The following is a 17,122-nucleotide window of genomic DNA, read 5'->3' on the forward strand; positions in this document are numbered from 1 at the left end:
TCCCTTCGGTCTTGCGTTTCCGACTCTATCAGACCGTTTCCGTATCCGATTTCCTCGGTGCTTTCCAGGTTCCCGCTTTCGCGTTTCCCTTTCCGGCGAATCCGACTCTATCAGATCCTTTCGGGCCTGACTCCCAGCCGGCGGGTTTGTCTTCGACCTTTCGGCGCTTTCGCGTTTCGGGCCTTTCGACATTCACTACGTTAGCCGATTCCCTCGGCGACTCATAATCGAGCTTCACGGGTTCGAATTCGGACATGCGGGCACGCCGAATAAACCCCGCTGCGGGGAAGTCGTAGGTAGTGGTTTGGCCGCTCTCGGCTGCTGGCGAAACGCCGTAACCGGTTCAAGCGGCTCGGGCTACATTACGGATCGCCAAGGGGCGCGTCAAGTTGAACGGCGGCGGGGCGCATGCGCCCGGTAAGGACTCACCGTCGGGTCGTCCGCGATCCAGAAGCGCCAGGGGTGAACACCCCCGTCACCGGAGACCCCGGTGCGCGGACCGTTGCGTACCTGGTCGGAGGGTACGGGTACCCCCCTGAGCAGTGTCAAGGGTGAGCCCTCGGGGCCGCAGGCGTCCGCGCCGTCGAGCGACCTGTCCACCCCCAGGGCCGTCGCCAGGCGCGCCGGCCCTTTGGCCAGTTCCTTGTCATATCGGGCCGAGAGTCGACGTTTACGAGCGAGGTCGCCGCCCCGACCCAACCCCCGTACCGAGTCGCCGGCAGGCTGTCGGCAAGGCGCACGGCGACTCAGGCTCCGGTGGTCGGTTTGGCTCGCGGGCTCAGTCGGTACGCCGAGACCGTCGGATCACCGGCGAGGTAGAACCGGTGTTGCCAGTCGTGAGCCTTGCTCACGCCTACCCGAGGACCTGCCTTGATGAGCGCGGCGGGTACCGGCTCGCCCTCGCACAGTACGACCGCGGTTTCTGCCAGGAGGTCTGTGCCGTTGTGTTCCGCCGTGATGCCGAGTGCCCGGCAGAAGTTCCCCGGGCCCCGGGCCAGGCGTGGGCTCTCGACCCCCTCCCCTCGTCGCTTGCGCGCCAGAGCCTCCCCCTCGATGACCCTGCCTGCCCGGATGAGGACGGCCGAGGCGATGCCGTCCGTCCCGGTGACGATGTTGGCGCACCAGTGCAGACCGTGAGACCGGTAGACGTACAGGTGGCCCGCGGGTCCGAACATGACCGCGTTGCGGGGTGTCCGACCTCGGTAGGCGTGGGAAGCCGGATCGGCCGCGCCGGAGTACGCCTCGGTCTCCGTGATGGCGATGCTCACGGTTCCCTCCGGGGTCTTGCAGGAGAGTGCACTCCCGAGCAGCTTGGGGGCCACCTCTTCGGCAGAGTGGGCGAGGAAATCGACGTTCATGCTGACTGCCTCGACATGCCATGGGCGAAGTAGACGTACACATGGCCGGGTGGGGCGACCTGGAGGACAGGGCGGTCGAAGAAGCCGCGTGTCAGGGGCGTACGGTCGGGGGCCGCGATCATGGCGTACGAGCGTAGTCCCTCCGGCCTCACCCGTGCGGCGGAGTGTGGAGCCGTTCGGGGTGTTCCGGACGGATCTGTGCCTGCGGGGTGGTCAGGGGTCCTCTCGCTTGGAAGGGTGAGGGCTCGGAACCGGTCGGGGCCGGATCGCGTTTGTAGGGATCAAGGGATCCACACGAACACAGGACGAACAGGCATTGCCTGGGGAGGAAGTGACGACATGGGGTTCAAGCGGCTGCTTGCGAGCTTGGGGGCCGGTGGGGCTTCGGTCGAGACGGTGCTGACCGAGGCCAACACCGTTCCGGGCGGCGTCGTCCAGGGTGAGGTGCGGATCCAGGGTGGTTCGGTCGACCAGTCGATCGAGGGTCTGTCGGTCGGCCTGCAGGCCAAGGTCGAGGTCGAGGGCCACGACGACCAGGAGTACAAGCAGAACATCGAGTTCACGCGGCTGCGGCTCGGCGGGGCGTTCCAGCTGCAGGCGGGTGCCGTGCACACGGTCCCGTTCGGGCTGGAGATCCCGTGGGAGACGCCGATCACCATGATCGACGGTCAGAGCCTGCGCGGGATGAACATCGGCGTCACCACCGAGCTGCAGATCGCCCGCGCCGTCGACCCGGGCGACCTCGACCCGGTCAACGTGCACCCGCTGCCGGCGCAGAAGGCGATTCTCGACGCCTTCATCCAGCTGGGCTTCCGCTTCAAGAACGCGGACATGGAGAAGGGGCACATCCGCAACACCCGTCAGCGGCTGCCGTTCTACCAGGAGATCGAGTTCTACCCGCCCTCGCAGTACCGCGGGCTGAACCAGGTGGAGCTGAGCTTCGTCGCGGACGACCGCGCGATGGACGTCGTCCTGGAGATGGACAAGAAGCCCGGCCTCTTCAGCGAGGGCAGCGACTCCTACCGCTCCTTCGAGGTCGGTCTGCACGACTTCCACGGAACCGACTGGGCCGGATACCTGAACCACTGGCTGTCGGAGGTCGGCAGCAAGCGCAGCTGGTTCTAGGCTCGAAGCACGGATTCCGCCGTTCAGGAGGTACTGACGTGACCGAGCTCAAGAGGCCGCCGCTTCCGCACGACTTCCATCCGCCGGTGCCGGCGTTCGGCCTCGTCAGCGAGGACGTCGAGCCGGGGGCCGTGCTGAAGGACGCGCAGGTCTACGCCGCCGGGAACACCTCGCCGCAGCTGAGCTGGGAGGGCTTCCCGGCGGAGACGAAGAGCTTCGCCGTGACGTGCTTCGATCCGGACGCCCCGACGGGCAGCGGATTCTGGCACTGGGTGGTGTTCGACATCCCGGCCTCGGTGACGGAGTTGCCCACGGGCGCCGGCAGCGGCAAGTTCGAGGGTCTGCCCGACGGAGCCGTCCAGGTGCGCAACGACTACGGGTCCCGGGACTTCGGCGGCGCGGCTCCGCCGGCCGGGGACCCCGCGCACCGGTACGTCTTCACGGTGTACGCGGTGGATCAGGAGAAGCTCGGCCCCGACGCGGAGGTGTCGCCCGCCGTGGTGGGCTTCAATCTGCGGTTCCACACGCTGGCGCGCGCCCAGTTGATCGGTGAGTACGCCGCTCCCGCCGCAGACTGACGTTCACCGAACGTTTGCCCGCCTCTGGTCATGGAAGTGATCAGGGGCGGGCACTTTTTATTGCGTTGTCCATCTCGGCGTGCCCGGCCAGAGTTGATCCCAGCCCGCCGTCGGGGGGGCCGGTGCGCAATGGAGGTGGGCTGGATGCGGGACACGCTGGTACTGAACGCGAGCTTCGAGCCGCTGTCGACAGTGACGTTGAACCGAGCCGTCGTTCTGGTGCTTCAGGACAAGGCCGTCGTCGAGCAGGCCCATCCCGAACTGCGCATGCGCGGTGCCGCGATGGACATACCCGTGCCCCGGGTGATCAGGCTCTGCCGCTACGTCCGGGTGCCGTTCCGAAGACAAGCCCCGTGGTCGAGGCGGGGCGTGCTGGTCCGCGACCGGCACCGGTGCGCCTACTGCGGGCGCAGGGCCACGACCGTGGACCACGTCGTACCCCGGGCGCAGGGTGGTCAGGACTCCTGGCTGAACACCGTGGCCTCCTGCGCCGAGGACAATCACCGCAAGGCCGACCGTACGCCGGAGCAGGCGCAGATGCCGTTGCTCCGGCAGCCGTTCGAGCCGACGCCCGCCGACGCCATGCTGCTCGCGCTCGGCCAGGACGACTTCGACGCGCTGCCGGAGTGGCTGGCCCAGCCGGCCGCGTAGCCGTTGCGCCATGACGAAGGGGCCCACCTCCTGCGGGAGGTGGGCCCCTTCGTCATGCCATCGTGGCGCTGTTGCGTTGCGGTGTCGTGCAGGTCAGGCCGTGCCGGGTCGTGTCGGCCCGTCCCGGTGCGGCCGGTCAGTCCGTGATGGACGGCTTCTCGCGGCGCTCCGAGCCGCCTCCGGAGCCCCCGCTCGGGGCGCTGGGGCCGGAACCGCCGCCCAGGCCGCCGAAGTTGCCCATGGCCCCGCTGAGGCCCTTGAGCGCGTCGCCGATCTCGCTGGGCACGATCCAGAGCTTGTTGGCGTCGCCCTCGGCGATCTTCGGGAGCATCTGGAGGTACTGGTACGACAGGAGCTTCTGGTCCGGGTCCCCGGCGTGGATCGCCTCGAAGACCGTGCGGACGGCCTGTGCCTCGCCCTCGGCGCGCAGGGCGGCGGCCTTGGCCTCACCCTCGGCGCGCAGGATCGCGGACTGCTTCTCACCCTCGGCGGTGAGGATCTGGGACTGGCGGATGCCCTCCGCGGTGAGGATCGCGGCGCGCTTGTCACGGTCGGCGCGCATCTGCTTCTCCATCGAGTCCTGGATGGAGGTCGGCGGCTCGATCGCCTTCAGCTCGACGCGGTTGACGCGGATGCCCCACTTGCCGGTGGCCTCGTCGAGGACTCCGCGCAGCGCCGCGTTGATCTCCTCGCGGGAGGTGAGGGTCCGCTCCAGGTCCATGCCGCCGATGATGTTGCGCAGCGTGGTGACGGTGAGCTGCTCGATCGCCTGGATGTAGCTGGCGACCTCGTACGTCGCGGCGCGTGCGTCGGTGACCTGGTAGTAGATGACCGTGTCGATGTTGACGACCAGGTTGTCCTGGGTGATCACCGGCTGCGGCGGGAACGGCACGACCTGTTCACGCAGGTCGATGCGGTTGCGGATCGAGTCTATGAACGGGACCACGATGTTGAGGCCGGCGTTCAGTGTCCGCGTGTAGCGGCCGAACCGCTCGACGATGGCCGCGCTGGCCTGCGGGATGACCTGGATGGTCTTGATCAGGGCGATGAAGACCAGCACCACCAGAATGATCAGGACGATGATGATCGGTTCCATCGATGCTCCCCGTACCCTTCTCCACTCGGCAATTCCGAAAGATCTTATGGGTGTTGAAGATCTTGCTGGACGAGTCTGACAGAACGTCGTCTGCCACGTGGGGCGTTCGGTTCACTTGCGTTGTACGAGGTCACATCACGATCGCCGTGGCTCCGTCGATGTCGACGACATCCACTTCCTGTCCCACCTCGTAGGCCTGGGCTCCGTCGAGGGCGCGGGCCGACCAGATCTCGCCGCCGAGCTTGATGCGGCCGCCGCCCGAACCGTCCACGCGCTCGAGGACGAGGGCCTGCCTCCCCTTCAACGCCTCGATTCCGGTGGCGAGTTCGGGGCGCTGGGTGCGGTGCCGGGCCGCGATGGGGCGTACGACGGCGATGAGCGCGACCGACACCACGACGAAGACGAGGACTTGGACGACGACACCGCCGCCGAGGCCTGCGGCGCCCGCCGCGGCGACGGCGCCCACGGAGAGCATGCCGAACTCCGGCATGGCGGTCACCACGAGCGGGATGCCGAGTCCGGCCGCCCCGACCAGCCACCACACCCATGCGTCGATGTCGTTCACACGGTCATGGTAGGACCGCGCTCCGGAGTCGGACAGAGCGCGTGATCAAGTCGGGTACGCCGGGTGACGGGGGCGCGTCCGCGCGCCGGGCCGGTTTCAGGCCATCGGGAGGCCCTGCGCTGTCCAGCGGTCGCCGACCTGCTCGACGACGAGGGGAAGGCCGAAGCAGAGGGAGAGGTTGCGCGAGGTGAGTTCGAGCTCGAGCGGGCCGGCGGCGAGCACCTTGCCCTGACGGATCATCAGGACGTGGGTGAAGCCGGGGGCGATCTCCTCGACGTGGTGCGTGACCATGATCATGGAGGGGGCGATCGGGTCGCGGGCGAGCCGGCCGAGGCGGCGCACGAGGTCCTCGCGGCCGCCGAGGTCGAGGCCGGCCGCGGGCTCGTCGAGGAGCAGCAGCTCGGGGTCGGTCATCAGGGCGCGGGCGATCAGGGTGCGCTTGCGCTCGCCCTCGGAGAGGGTGCCGAACCTGCGCTCCAGGTAGTCGCTCATGCCGAGGCGGTCGAGGAACGCGCGGGCGCGCTGCTCGTCGATGTCCTCGTAGTCCTCGTGCCAGCCGGCGGTCATGCCGTACGCGGCGGTGAGGACCGTCTGGAGGACGGTCTGGCTCTTGGGGAGCTTCTCCGCCATGGCGATGCCGGCGATGCCGATGCGGGGGCGCAGCTCGAAGACGTCGACCTTGCCGAGGGTCTCGCCGAGGATCGTGGCGGTGCCCGCGCTGGGGAAGAGGTAGCTGGAGGCGACGTTCAGGAGGGTCGTCTTCCCGGCGCCGTTGGGGCCGAGGATGACCCAGCGCTCCCCCTCCTTGACCGACCAGGAGACCTGGTCCACCAGAGCCCGGCCCTCGCGGACCACGGATACGTCCACCAGTTCCAGTACATCGCTCATGAGCGCGTTGTCTCCCATTGCAGTCTCGGCCGTCGCTTACGTCTGTGGACGAAGCCCCCAGGGAAAACCTACGCCACCGGTCGGCCACACCGACCCATCGGCCGGTCCTTAGGGTGGGAGCATGCTCTCGGAACCACGCTCAGGACAGCTGGCCGCATGGGGAAATGCCCTTTTGGCCGGACTTGTTTCGCCGGACGACGCCGTGCTCGCCATCGTCGGGGACGACGCGGTGCACCGGGTCGAGGGGTTGCCCGGCGAGTCGGGGCCCGTCGGGCTGACGCTCGCCCTCGGCCGGCTGCGGGGACTCGGGGTGACCGGGCTGCGGGTGGCGCTGCCCGCGCCGGGTCATCCGCTCGGGCTCAGCGGGCCGCCCGAGTTCAACGCGCGCGCCCTCGAGGCGGAGGAGGCCGTGGTCTGTCACGGGGCGGCGCTGGGGCTCGTGCCCGAGGTGTACGAGGCCGGGCCCGCGGGTGACGTCCACGTCGAGGTCGTGTGGCACTGCCTCGCCGTGCGTGAGGCGCCGCCGGCCGACGTGCCCTCGCTCGGGGAGGCGGAGCGGGAGCTGGCGGAGGCGCTCCGCGAGGCGACGGAGGTGCTGTCGCGGCTGGACGTGGCCGGGTCGGGGCCGGTCGCTGCGGCGGCGATCGATGCGTACCGAGCTCGGGCGGAGCGGGGACGGGAGGTGCTGGCTCCGGGGTATCCGCCGCGGGCGGTGCGTGTGCTGGAGCTGGCGCAGCGGGTCGGGATGCTGATCTCGGTGGCGTACGAGAGTGGGCACGGTGGGGCGGTGAGCGCGTCGGAGATGGCGGCGCGGGGCGAGGCTCTGCGTCCGGTGGAGCGGACGGCTCGGCGGGCTCAGGTCGCGGCGTACAACGCGTTCGTGGAGGAGCGGGAGCGGGGGGCGCGCTGAGGTTGTGGGGGGCGTGGGGGGCTTTGCCGGAGCGCGGGGGCGTGCGGGTGCGGGTTCCGGAGGGCGCGCATGGGGAAGGGCCCCGCGGAACGTTTCCGTTCGGGGGCCCTTCTGGGCGGCGTGGCTCAGCCGTTGACGCCCGTGTTGCCGAACGCCGGGTTCAGGAGACCGACGACGTTGACGGAGTCGCCCACCACGTTCACGGGGATGTGAACGGGGACCTGGACGACGTTGCCGGAGACCACGCCCGGCGACTGTGCGGCAGCGCCCTTGGCGCCCGAGTCGGCGACGGCGGCACCGGCGCAGGCGCCCGTGGCGATACCGGCGACGGTGACGGCCAGGGCGGCCTTCTTGGCGATGTTCATGGGAAGTGTTCCTCCTGCTTTCACGGATCCGACCCTGCCGAGGGCCGTACGCTGAGCAACGCCGGGAAGCCGAGGACGGCACGGGGAGCCGGGCCGATTGCCCCGTCCGGTGCAGTCCGCGGATGAGCCGACAAGCAGACCGGCCCCCCAGGGACTCCCTGGAAGGCCGGTGGTCACGCTCGCCGCGACGGGGAACTCAGCGGTTGAGGCCGAGGTTGCCGAAGGCCGGGTTCAGGGCGCCGATGACGTTCACGCTGTTGCCGACCACGTTCACCGGGACGTCGACCGGGGCCTGGACGACGTTGCCGGAGACCACGCCCGGGGAGCCCACGGCCTTGCCGGCCGCCGAGGCGCCGTCCGCCGCCGAGGCCATCCCCGCGCCGGCGGCGACGAGGCCGCCCGCCACCATCGCGACAGCCGTGAACTTCTTCAGGTTCTTCACTTGCGAAACCCCTCCTCGCGAACACCGCGGCGGACCGCCGCGGCGCACTGGAGAACGGCGGGGCCCCACGGAGGATGCGCCATCCGGGTGACATACACCCGACGGTATGAATCTCAGACCGGAGCGGAGCACTCCGAGTTGACGATCAGTCCGCGATCCCGTGGCGTACGGCCCAGAGCGCGGCCTGGGTGCGGTCGGCGAGGTCGAGCTTCATCAGGATGTTCGAGACATGGGTCTTCACCGTCTTCTCGGAGAGGACCAGGGCGCGGGCGATCTCCCGGTTGGAGCGGCCGTCCGCGATCAGGCCGAGCACCTCCCGTTCCCGGTCGGTGAGCGAGACGCCCCTCCCCTGGCCCGAGTTGGCCTCCTCCTGGGACAACAGGGCGTTCGCGACCTCGGGTTGCAGCACGACGTGTCCCGCGTGGACCGAGCGGATGGCTCCGGCCAGCGCGTCGGGGTCGACGTCCTTGTACACGTACCCGGCGGCGCCCGCGCGCAGCGCCGGTACCACCGTGCGCTGTTCGGTGAAGCTGGTGACGATCAGCACCCGGGCGGGGTTGGCGAGTTCGCGGAGTTTGCGCAGCGCGTCGATGCCGTCCATCCCCGGCATCTTGACGTCCATGAGGACGATGTCCGGTCTCAGCTCCTCGGCGCGGGTGACTCCCTCGGCTCCGTCGGACGCCTCGCCGACGACCTCGATGTCGTCCTGCACCTCGAGGAAGGTGCGCAGTCCCCGGCGGACGACCTGGTGGTCGTCCACGAGCAGCACCTTGATTGCGTCAGCCACCAGGGACCTCCATCTCGATCACGGTGCCCTTCCCGGGCGCCGACTCCACGGTGAGTGTGCCGCCGACCCCGCTCGCCCGGTCCCGCATGGACACCAGGCCGAGATGGCGGCCGGCGCTGCGTATCGCGGCCGGGTCGAAGCCGCAGCCGTCGTCGCGGACGTGCAGGACGGCGCCGGGGCCGCGGCGGTACAGGGTGACGTCGACGCGGGCGGCGCCGGAGTGCCGCAGGGCGTTGTGCAGGGCCTCCTGGGAGACCCTGAGCACGGCCTCCTCCTGGGAGGCGGGCAGGGCCCGTACTCCATGGCCGGCGAACGTCACGCGCGCGGTGTGCGCGCGGTCGAGGACCTGGACCTGGGTGCGCAGGGTGGCGACGAGTCCGTCCTCGTCGAGCGCGGCCGGGCGCAACTCGACGACGGCGGCGCGCAGTTCCTCGGCGGCCTCCGCGGCGAGCGCGGCCACGTGCTGGAGTTCGCCCTTGGCACGGGAGGGGTCCCGGTCGACGAGGGTGGCGGCGGCCTGCGCGGTCAGGCGCAGGGAGAACAGCTTCTGGCTGACGGCGTCGTGCAGTTCGTGCGCGAGCCGGGAGCGTTCCTCCGCGATGGTGAGTTCGCGGCTGCGTTCGTAGAGCCGGGCGTTGGTGAGGGCGATCGCCGCGTGCTGGGCGAGGATGGTGAGGAGTTCCTCGTCGTCCTCGGTGAAGCCGCAGCGGCCGTTCGGCCCGGGGCACGGCGGCTCCCCCTCGGGCCGCATCTTGTTCGCGAGGAACAGCGCGCCGATGATCTCGTCGCCGTCGCGGATGGGCAGGCCGAGGAAGTCGGACATGTCGGGGTGGGCCGCGGGCCAGCCCTCGAACCGGGGGTCCTGGCGTACGTCGGCGAGGCGCTCGGTGCGGGCCTCGCGCAGCATCGCGGCGAGGATGCCGTGCTGGCGCGGGAGCGGTCCGATGGCCTTCCACTGCGTGTCGCTGACGCCGTCGACGACGAACTGGGCGAAGCCGCCGTGGTCGTCGGGCACGCCCAGGGCCGCGTACTGGGCGTCGAGCAGTTCGCGGGCCGAGGCGACGATCGTCTTGAGGACGTCGCGCACCTCCAGATGCCTGCTCATGGCCAGCAGCGCGGCGCTCACCGCCGACAGGCCCGACCGGGGTCCGTGACTCATGGACCCCAAACTACCTGCGGGTGTGACAGCGCGTATCGGGCCGGCGGCCTCGTCCGCCGGTCCCTTGGACCTAGGACGAAGGGCCCCTGATCGTTGCGGCCCGCGTACGAGGCGCCCGCGCCGGACCCGTTCCTACGGTAAGGGCATCCGCCGGGAAGGCGGCCGGAGCGAGGGGACGGATGTCATGCCGGTAGCGATCATCACAGGGGCCTCGAAGGGGCTGGGGAGGGCGCTCGGAGCGGCGCTGGCCGGGCGCGGCTGGGATCTGGTGCTCGACGCCAGGACCGCCGGGGTGCTGGCGGAGACCGCGGAGGAGCTCGCCGCGTACGGGACACGGGTGGAGGCGCTGCCCGGGGACGTGACGGACGCGGGTCACCGCGCCGAGCTGGTGGCCGCGGCCCGGAAGCTGGGCGGTGTCGACCTGCTCGTGAACAACGCGAGCGCGCTGGGCGCGGAGCCGCTGGTGCGGCTGGAGGAGCTGGGTCTCGAGGGGCTGCGGCGGGCCCTGGAGGTCAATGTGGTCGCCGCGCTGGGTCTGGTACAGGAGGCGCTGCCGCTGCTGAGGGCCGCCGGGGAGGGCGCGGTCGTGGGGGTCAGTTCGGACGCGGCGGCGGAGGCGTACGAGACCTGGGGCGGCTACGGGGCCTCGAAGGCCGCGCTCGACCATCTGTCGGCGGTGCTCGGTGTGGAGGAGCCGGGTCTGCGGGTGTGGGCGGTGGACCCGGGGGACATGGGGACGGACCTCTATACGGCGGCCGTGCCGGAGGACGACGATCCCCGGCCGGCGCCGGCCGAGGTGGTCCCGGCCTTCCTGCGTCTGCTCGACGAGCGGCCGGCCAGTGGGCGCTACGCGGCCTCGGACCTGCTGGAGGGACGGTGACGACGGCGATGGGGCCTTCGCGGGCCGGGCGGCGCAGGGAGTGGGGAAGCGTTCCCGGGGAGCTCTCGGCGCGGGTGCCCGCCGAGCAGCGCGGTCCCGGCCGGGACCGTGGCTGCGTACGGCTGCTGTTGTCGCGCGGTACGGAGGTGTCGCATCACGCGTTCGGTGAGCTGCCCCGGCTGCTGCGGGCCGGGGACCTGCTCGTCGTCAACACCTCCCCCACGCTGGCGGCGGCCGTGGACGGACGGATCGGGCAGGCGCGCGTGGTGGTGCACTTCTCCACGCGCGGCGACGACGGCCGGTGGGCGGTCGAGCTGCGGGATCCCGACGGAAGGGGAACCACGCGCGCGCGTGCGGGCGGGCCCGCGGGAACGGTGGTGGTCCTGCCCGGGGACGTACGCCTCGTACTGGAGGAACCGCTCTCGGCGCGGGGGTCACGGCTGTGGTGGGCGGGGGCGGCGGACGCGGACGTGGCGGGGCTGCTGCGCCGGCACGGGCGGCCCATCCGCTACGCGTACACCGAGCGGGACCAGCCGCTGTCCGTCTACCAGACGGTGTTCGCGCTGCCGTCGGACGACGGGGCGGGGAGCGCGGAGATGCCGAGCGCGGCGCGCCCCTTCACCGCTCCCCTGGTGGCGGAGCTGGTGAGCCGGGGTGTGCAGTTCGCGCCGGTCACCCTGCACACGGGGGTGGCCTCGGCCGAGGTACACGAGCCGCCGTATCCGGAGCGGTACGAGGTTCCGGAGGCGTCGGCCCGGCTGATCAACGCGGCGCGGGCCGGCGGGGGCCGGATCGTCGCGGTCGGTACGACGGCGGTGCGGGCGGTGGAGTCCGCGGCGGGCGAGGACGGGCTGGTGCGGGCGGCGAAGGGATGGACCGGTCTCGTGGTGACTCCGGAGCGGGGTGTCCGGGCCGTCGACGGACTGCTGACCGGGCTGCACGAGCCGGAGGCCTCGCACCTTCTGATGCTGGAGGCGGTCGCGGGGGAGGCCGCGGTGGACCGGGGCTACGCCGAGGCGCTGCACCGGCGCTACCTCTGGCACGAGTTCGGCGACGTACACCTCCTCCTCCCCGGGAAAGAGCCTCACTCTGAGCATTGCGCCAGCAACTCCCCGTCAGAATGATCGAGGGCCCCTGTGAGCCCTCGCATAGGGCCCAGGTCACGTACGAAGGTGCATAGGAGATAAAAGGGACAAGGTGAACAGGGAAGACGTGCCAGTCTGCCCCGATTTGCCCCCTCTGGTTCCACTACCCGACTTCGTAGGTCACACCTTTGCCAGCGCATTTTGCGGCCGCTAAGAATTGCTCATGTCGCTCAGCGCCTCGGGTTCTCCCCCGGGGCGTTTGTTCCGGAAACACAGTCCCCGACCGGGACGAAGAGCGACCTCCGCGCTATTCGAAGAGGTCTGTCAGTCATGCTGAAGAACATTGCTGCTCGTCGTCCTAGTACGAAGCTCACGAAGCTCCACAAGTACTCGGTCGCCGGTGTGGCCACCCTCGGTGCCGCCACCCTCGCGTTCTCCCTGGCGCCGTCCGGCTCCCACACCACCACCGACGCCGCCGCCCCCGCGGCGCCGGTCGCCTACAGCGGTCAGCAGATCAAGGGCGTCGAGGCCGGTGTCGCCGGTACGAGCGGCGCCGAGCTGAAGGCGAAGACGATCGCCGCCGAGCAGAAGGCCGCGGCGGACTCCGCGGCCGCGAAGAAGGCGGCGGCGAAGAAGAAGGCGGCCGCAGCCGCCGCGGCCGCCAAGAAGAAGGCCGCCGCCCAGGCCGCCGCGAAGAAGAAGGCCGCGGCGTCGCGTGCCAAGGCCGCCACCGCGAGCCGCTCCACGCAGCGCGTCAAGATGGAGACGGTCGCCGCGAAGACCTACGCCAACAACCTCGACGGCTGGATCCGCCAGTCCCTGGACATCATGAAGGCCAAGGGCATCCCCGGTTCCTACCAGGGGCTGCACAAGAACATCATGCGTGAGTCCTCGGGCAACCCGATGGCCATCAACGACTGGGACATCAACGCCATCAACGGCATCCCGTCGAAGGGCCTGCTCCAGGTCATCCCGCCGACGTTCAAGGCCTACCACGTGGCCGGCACCTCGTGGAACATCTACGACCCGGTCGCCAACATCACCGCCGCCTGCAACTACGCCGCCGACAAGTACGGTTCCATGGACAACGTCAACAGCGCGTACTGAGGACTCAGCGCGGAGTTCGCACAGACGCCGAAGGGCGGCACCCCCGTGGGGGTGCCGCCCTCGCGTCGTTCCCGGGTGACTACTTGCGCATGACCTCGGGCTCGTGGCGGCGCAGGAAGCGGGCCACGAAGAAGCCGCAGACGACCGCGAGGACGACCAGCGCGATCATGTCCACGGTCCAGGCCCCGGCCGTGTGGTTCCACAGCGGGTCCGTGCTCGTCGGATCGTCCTGGTTCGGGAAGATGTTGTTCAGGTCCAGCGTCGCCCCGGACGCGGCCACCGCCCAGCGGGCCGGCATCAGGTACGAGAACTGGTTGACACCCACCGTGCCGTTCAGGATGAACAGGCAGCCGGTGAAGACCACCTGGACGATCGCGAACATGACCAGGAGCGGCATGGTCTTCTCCGCGGTCTTCACCAGCGAAGAGATGATCAGGCCGAACATCATCGACGCGAAGCCCAGCAGCATGATCGGCAGCGTGAGCTCCACCTTGGGCAGGCTCTTGAGGATCAGTCCCTCGGAGGGGACCTCACGGCTGCCGAAGCCGATCGCGCCGACCAGCGCGCCCTGCAGCATGGTGATCACACCGAGGACGATCACCTTGGACATCAGGTACGCCGAGCGCGACAGGCCCGTCGCCCGCTCCCGCTCGTAGATCACCCGTTCCTTGATCAGCTCACGGACCGAGTTGGCGGCGCCCGCGAAGCACGCCCCGACCGCGAGGATCAGCAGCACGGTCGTGGCGGTGCCGTTCGCCACATGGGCGCCCGACGGCAGGATCTTCGCGTTGACCAGCAGCGTCTTGCCGTTGTCGATCAGCAGGCTGACCGAGCCCAGGACCGCGGGCAGGATCACCGTCAGCGCGAGGAAGCCCTTGTCCGAGGCGATCACCGAGACGTAGCGGCGCATCAGCGTCATCAGCTGGGAGCCCCAGCCCTGCGGCTTCGGCGGCTTCATCGCCTGCGGGGGCGGCATCTGCGTCGACTGCGGAGCCACCGCGTCGATGTCCGCCGCGTACATCTGGTAGTGCTGCGAGCCCTTCCAGCGGCCCGCCCAGTCGTAGTCGCGGTAGTTCTCGAACGCGGAGAACACGTCGGCCCAGGTCTCGTAGCCGAAGAAGTTCAGCGCCTCCTCCGGCGGACCGAAGTAGGCGACCGCGCCGCCCGGCGCCATCACGAGGAGCTTGTCGCAGATCGCCAGCTCCGCCACCGAGTGCGTGACGACCAGGACCGTACGGCCGTCGTCGGCGAGGCCGCGCAGCAGCTGCATGACGTCGCGGTCCATGCCCGGGTCGAGACCGGAGGTCGGCTCGTCCAGGAAGATCAGCGACGGCTTGGTGAGCAGCTCCAGGGCCACCGACACACGCTTGCGCTGGCCACCGGAGAGGGAGGTGACCTTCTTCTCCTTGTGGATGTCCAGCTTCAGCTCGCGCAGCACCTCGTCTATCCGCGCTTCGCGCTCCGCGCCCGTGGTGTCGGCGGGGAAGCGCAGCTTGGCCGCGTACTTGAGGGCCTTCTTGACGGTCAGCTCCTTGTGCAGGATGTCGTCCTGCGGGACCAGACCGATGCGCTGACGCAGCTCGGCGAACTGCTTGTACAGGTTGCGGTTGTCGTAGAGGACGTCGCCCTGGTTGGCCGGGCGGTAGCCCGTGAGCGCCTTCAGCAGCGTCGACTTGCCTGAACCCGACGGGCCGATGACCGCGACGAGCGACTTCTCCGGCACGCCGAAGGAGACGTCCTTGAGGATCTGCTTGCCGCCGTCGACGGTGACCGTCAGATGGCGGGCCGAGAACGAGACCTCACCGGTGTCGACGAACTCCTCGAGGCGGTCGCCGACCAGGCGGAACGTCGAGTGGCCGACGCCGACGATGTCGTGCGGGCCCAGCAGCGCGGAGCCGCCCTTGGCGATCGGCATACCGTTGACGTAGGTGCCGTTGTGCGAGCCGAGGTCGCGGATCTCGAAGCGGCCGTCCGGCGTCGCGTGGAACTCGGCGTGGTGGCGCGAGACCTGGAGGTCGGAGACCACCAGCTCGTTCTCCAGCGCACGGCCGATCCGCATCACGCGGCCGAGCGAGAACTGGTGGAACGTCGTCGGGCTGCGGTCGCCGTACACCGGCGGTGCCCCCGCGCCGCCACCGGATCCCTGCTGCTGCGGAATGCCGCCCGCCTGCTGCGCGTTCTGCGGGGCCTCCGGCGTGGCCGACGGGGCCCAGCCGGGGCCCGCCCCCTGCGCCGCGTACGGCTGCTGCGCCACCGGAGCGGCGGCACCGGCGACACTCAGCCGGGGACCGTCCGTCGCGTTCCCGAGGTGCACGGCCGAGCCGGGACCGATCTCCAGCTGGTGGATCCGCTGCCCCTGCGCGAACGTGCCGTTGGTGCTCCCGTGGTCGTCGATGACCCAACTACGGCCGTTCCAGCTGATCGTGGCGTGGCGCCAGGAGACCCTGGCGTCATCGAGCACGATGTCCCCCTGCGGATCACGTCCGAGGGTGTGAGGCCTGGACGCGTCGAGCGTCCAGGTCCTTCCATTCAATTCCAGTACGAGTTCCGGCACTCCAGCCCCACTGAGTTGTCCCCCGAGTTACCCCCATCACAGGGAGTCTAGGGATGTCGAACATCGTGGGGAACTATTTCAGTTCAGGCCCCCTGACCGAAAGTCGGGCCTTGTGAACGATGACAACGGTCCGGTCTCCCCGGGCCGTTGACGGGGTTGAAAACGGCCCGGAGAGTGGTAATCCCACACGAGGGGGACATTCGCGGGAACACCGCGGCGCGGATCGGGGGGTCTGGCGATGAGCATGGGGACCACGCACCACGGCGGCGGCACCGGACGCGTGCCGTGGGGGGACGTGCTGTTGTCCGCGGTCGCCTCCGTGAGCTGGGCGTTGATCGGGATGGCGGGCACCGCCGCGCTCGGTCTGCACCTGCTCGGGGCCGACGCGGCGGCCTCCCTCGGCCCCATGACCGCTGCCCTCGTGGCCCTCGGCGCGGGCGGCTCCGTCACGCCGTCCGGCAATGTCTCCGCCTTCGGGCTGAAGGGGGCGCAGGCGGACACCGCCCTCCAGATCACGCCCCTCGGCGTCTCCCTGGCCGGTGCCCTGCTGCTGTCCTGGTTCTTCCTGCGCTCCCTGCGCGGAGCGGGAGTTGTTCTCGCACCGGCCGAACTCCTCGCCCGGGCGGGTTCGGTCGTCGGCCTGTTCGTGGCGACCCTGGGCGGGCTCGCCTGGGCCGGACACGACGTCGTCACGATCGACGGCGACAAGCTGGGGCTCGGCAAGGCCACCGGGGGTGGCGGCGGGCTCGGTTCCATCACCGACAAACTCCCGGGCGGGCTCGGGGACCTCGGCGGGCTGCTGCCCGACAGGATCGGGAACCTCGTGAAGGCCAAGGCCGCCGTCGGGTTCTCCGTCGACACCGCGCCGACCCTGCTCGGCGGGGCCGTGTGGGCCGCCGCGGTCCTGCTCGTCGCGCTGCTGGCCTCCCGGCGTACGCCGCTGCCGCCCGGCTGGGACGCCGTGCACCGCGCGGTCCGGCCCGCGGTCTCCTCGCTCGTCGCCGTCCTCCTCGTCGCCGTCCTCGCCGGGCTCGCGGCGGCCGCCTACGCGGCGGTCGGTGACGCCCATCCGAAGCGGATCGCCGGCGCGGCGCTGCTCGGCGCGCCCAACGGGGTGTGGCTCGCCGTTCCCCTCGGGCTGTTCGTGCCCTGGGACGGCAAGGCCACCGGTGAGCTCGCCAAGGTGCTGCCCGACCCCCTCGACAAGCTGCTGACCGGCGACGCGCCCCGGCCCGTCACCCTCGGGCGGCTCGCCGAACTCGACGGCCGTGTCTGGCTGTTGGTGTTCGCCGCCGCGCTGATGATGCTGTACGCGGGGGTCCTGACGGCGGCGCGTACGCCGTTCGTACGGGGTGGGGGTGGGACGGCCGGCGCACGGGCGGGGGCGTCGGAGGTACGGGGGGACACCGCTCTGCGGTTCGCGGGGCGCTGCGCGCTTCGGCTGGGGGCCGTGACCGCGTTGGCGCTGCCGCTGCTCGTCTGGCTGACGGAGGTGTCGGTGGACGCGTCGCTGTCCGTGCTCGGATTCGACGCGTTCGGGGCGGGGATCGAGTTGCGGGGGCGGTTGGGGGT

Annotated in this window: 16 protein-coding genes and 2 pseudogenes; 8 read left to right on the forward strand and 10 right to left on the reverse strand. The window is 70.4% G+C overall.

The window, feature by feature from the left end:
- Positions 1–384 precede the first annotated feature (384 nt).
- Together IO36_RS45290 and IO36_RS35380 are read right to left on the reverse strand one after the other, a co-directional pair.
- Positions 385–690: pseudogene (locus tag IO36_RS45290) on the reverse strand (DNA-3-methyladenine glycosylase); the annotation flags it as partial.
- Positions 691–746: 56 nt separating this feature from the next.
- Positions 747–1,480, reverse strand: a pseudogene (locus IO36_RS35380) (DNA-3-methyladenine glycosylase).
- A gap of 217 nt (positions 1,481–1,697) precedes the next feature.
- On the opposite strand from IO36_RS35380, the gene IO36_RS35385 reads away from it, so the two are divergent.
- From IO36_RS35385 to IO36_RS35395, 3 genes are all read left to right on the forward strand, one after another.
- Positions 1,698–2,483 carry a sporulation protein gene (locus tag IO36_RS35385; RefSeq protein ID WP_037626295.1) on the forward strand — a complete coding sequence of 262 codons (786 nt, stop codon included), beginning with the start codon at positions 1,698–1,700 and terminating at the stop codon, positions 2,481–2,483.
- A gap of 38 nt (positions 2,484–2,521) precedes the next feature.
- Positions 2,522–3,061: a YbhB/YbcL family Raf kinase inhibitor-like protein gene (locus IO36_RS35390; protein ID WP_037626296.1), complete on the forward strand. Its 540-nt coding sequence runs from the start codon at positions 2,522–2,524 to the stop codon at positions 3,059–3,061.
- A 144-nt stretch (positions 3,062–3,205) separates the two neighbouring features.
- A complete protein-coding gene (locus IO36_RS35395) occupies positions 3,206–3,712 on the forward strand; it encodes an HNH endonuclease (protein ID WP_037626327.1) in 507 nt (168 codons plus the stop codon).
- A 136-nt stretch (positions 3,713–3,848) separates the two neighbouring features.
- Here the strand turns inward: IO36_RS35395 and IO36_RS35400 are convergent, their stop codons facing one another.
- From IO36_RS35400 to IO36_RS35410, 3 genes are all read right to left on the reverse strand, one after another.
- Positions 3,849–4,808 (reverse strand): SPFH domain-containing protein, encoded by a 960-nt coding sequence (locus IO36_RS35400; RefSeq protein WP_037626298.1) that lies wholly within the window; start codon positions 4,806–4,808, stop codon positions 3,849–3,851.
- Between the two features lie 130 nt (positions 4,809–4,938).
- The gene (locus IO36_RS35405; RefSeq protein ID WP_037626299.1) at positions 4,939–5,373 is read right to left on the reverse strand and encodes an NfeD family protein; all 435 of its coding nucleotides are present in this window, start codon (positions 5,371–5,373) and stop codon (positions 4,939–4,941) included.
- Positions 5,374–5,469: 96 nt separating this feature from the next.
- Positions 5,470–6,261: an ABC transporter ATP-binding protein gene (locus IO36_RS35410; RefSeq protein ID WP_037626329.1), complete on the reverse strand. Its 792-nt coding sequence runs from the start codon at positions 6,259–6,261 to the stop codon at positions 5,470–5,472.
- 121 nt (positions 6,262–6,382) lie between these two features.
- Here IO36_RS35410 and IO36_RS35415 point away from each other — a divergent pair, with 121 nt between their 5' ends.
- Entirely contained in the window at positions 6,383–7,171 is a 789-nt protein-coding gene (locus IO36_RS35415; RefSeq protein ID WP_078943649.1) for a hypothetical protein, read from the forward strand.
- A 125-nt stretch (positions 7,172–7,296) separates the two neighbouring features.
- Here IO36_RS35415 and IO36_RS35420 read toward each other — a convergent pair whose 3' ends face one another.
- The 4 genes from IO36_RS35420 to IO36_RS35435 all read right to left on the reverse strand — a co-directional run bounded on the left by IO36_RS35420 (position 7,297) and on the right by IO36_RS35435 (position 9,924).
- Positions 7,297–7,536, reverse strand: coding sequence for a chaplin (locus IO36_RS35420; RefSeq protein ID WP_037626311.1), 240 nt, complete (start codon positions 7,534–7,536; stop codon positions 7,297–7,299).
- A gap of 196 nt (positions 7,537–7,732) precedes the next feature.
- Positions 7,733–7,978, reverse strand: a complete 246-nt coding sequence (locus IO36_RS35425) for a chaplin (protein WP_037626313.1) — start codon at positions 7,976–7,978, stop codon at positions 7,733–7,735.
- Positions 7,979–8,123: 145 nt separating this feature from the next.
- Positions 8,124–8,765 carry a response regulator gene (locus tag IO36_RS35430; protein ID WP_037626315.1) on the reverse strand — a complete coding sequence of 214 codons (642 nt, stop codon included), beginning with the start codon at positions 8,763–8,765 and terminating at the stop codon, positions 8,124–8,126.
- A complete protein-coding gene (locus IO36_RS35435) occupies positions 8,758–9,924 on the reverse strand; it encodes a GAF domain-containing sensor histidine kinase (RefSeq protein ID WP_037626317.1) in 1,167 nt (388 codons plus the stop codon). Before IO36_RS35435 ends, IO36_RS35430 begins: the two co-directional genes overlap by 8 nt.
- Before the next feature lie 184 nt (positions 9,925–10,108).
- Between IO36_RS35435 and IO36_RS35440 the strand changes: the two genes are divergently transcribed.
- From IO36_RS35440 to IO36_RS35450, 3 genes are all read left to right on the forward strand, one after another.
- On the forward strand, positions 10,109–10,804 hold the full coding sequence (locus IO36_RS35440) for an SDR family NAD(P)-dependent oxidoreductase (RefSeq protein WP_037626319.1): 696 nt from the start codon (positions 10,109–10,111) through the stop codon (positions 10,802–10,804).
- Between the two features lie 8 nt (positions 10,805–10,812).
- A complete protein-coding gene (locus IO36_RS35445) occupies positions 10,813–11,928 on the forward strand; it encodes an S-adenosylmethionine:tRNA ribosyltransferase-isomerase (protein WP_051901194.1) in 1,116 nt (371 codons plus the stop codon).
- A 291-nt stretch (positions 11,929–12,219) separates the two neighbouring features.
- Entirely contained in the window at positions 12,220–12,996 is a 777-nt protein-coding gene (locus IO36_RS35450; protein ID WP_037626324.1) for a transglycosylase SLT domain-containing protein, read from the forward strand.
- Positions 12,997–13,075: 79 nt separating this feature from the next.
- On the opposite strand, the gene IO36_RS35455 is transcribed toward IO36_RS35450, so the two are convergent.
- Positions 13,076–15,550 (reverse strand): ABC transporter ATP-binding protein/permease, encoded by a 2,475-nt coding sequence (locus IO36_RS35455; RefSeq protein WP_037626325.1) that lies wholly within the window; start codon positions 15,548–15,550, stop codon positions 13,076–13,078.
- A 238-nt stretch (positions 15,551–15,788) separates the two neighbouring features.
- Here IO36_RS35455 and IO36_RS35460 point away from each other — a divergent pair.
- The coding region (locus IO36_RS35460) for a streptophobe family protein (RefSeq protein ID WP_078943650.1) at positions 15,789–17,122 on the forward strand (1,334 nt) is incomplete at its 3' end.

The sequence above is a fragment of the Streptomyces aureus genome (genome assembly GCF_000725495.1).
Lineage (GTDB): Bacteria > Actinomycetota > Actinomycetes > Streptomycetales > Streptomycetaceae > Streptomyces > Streptomyces aureus_B.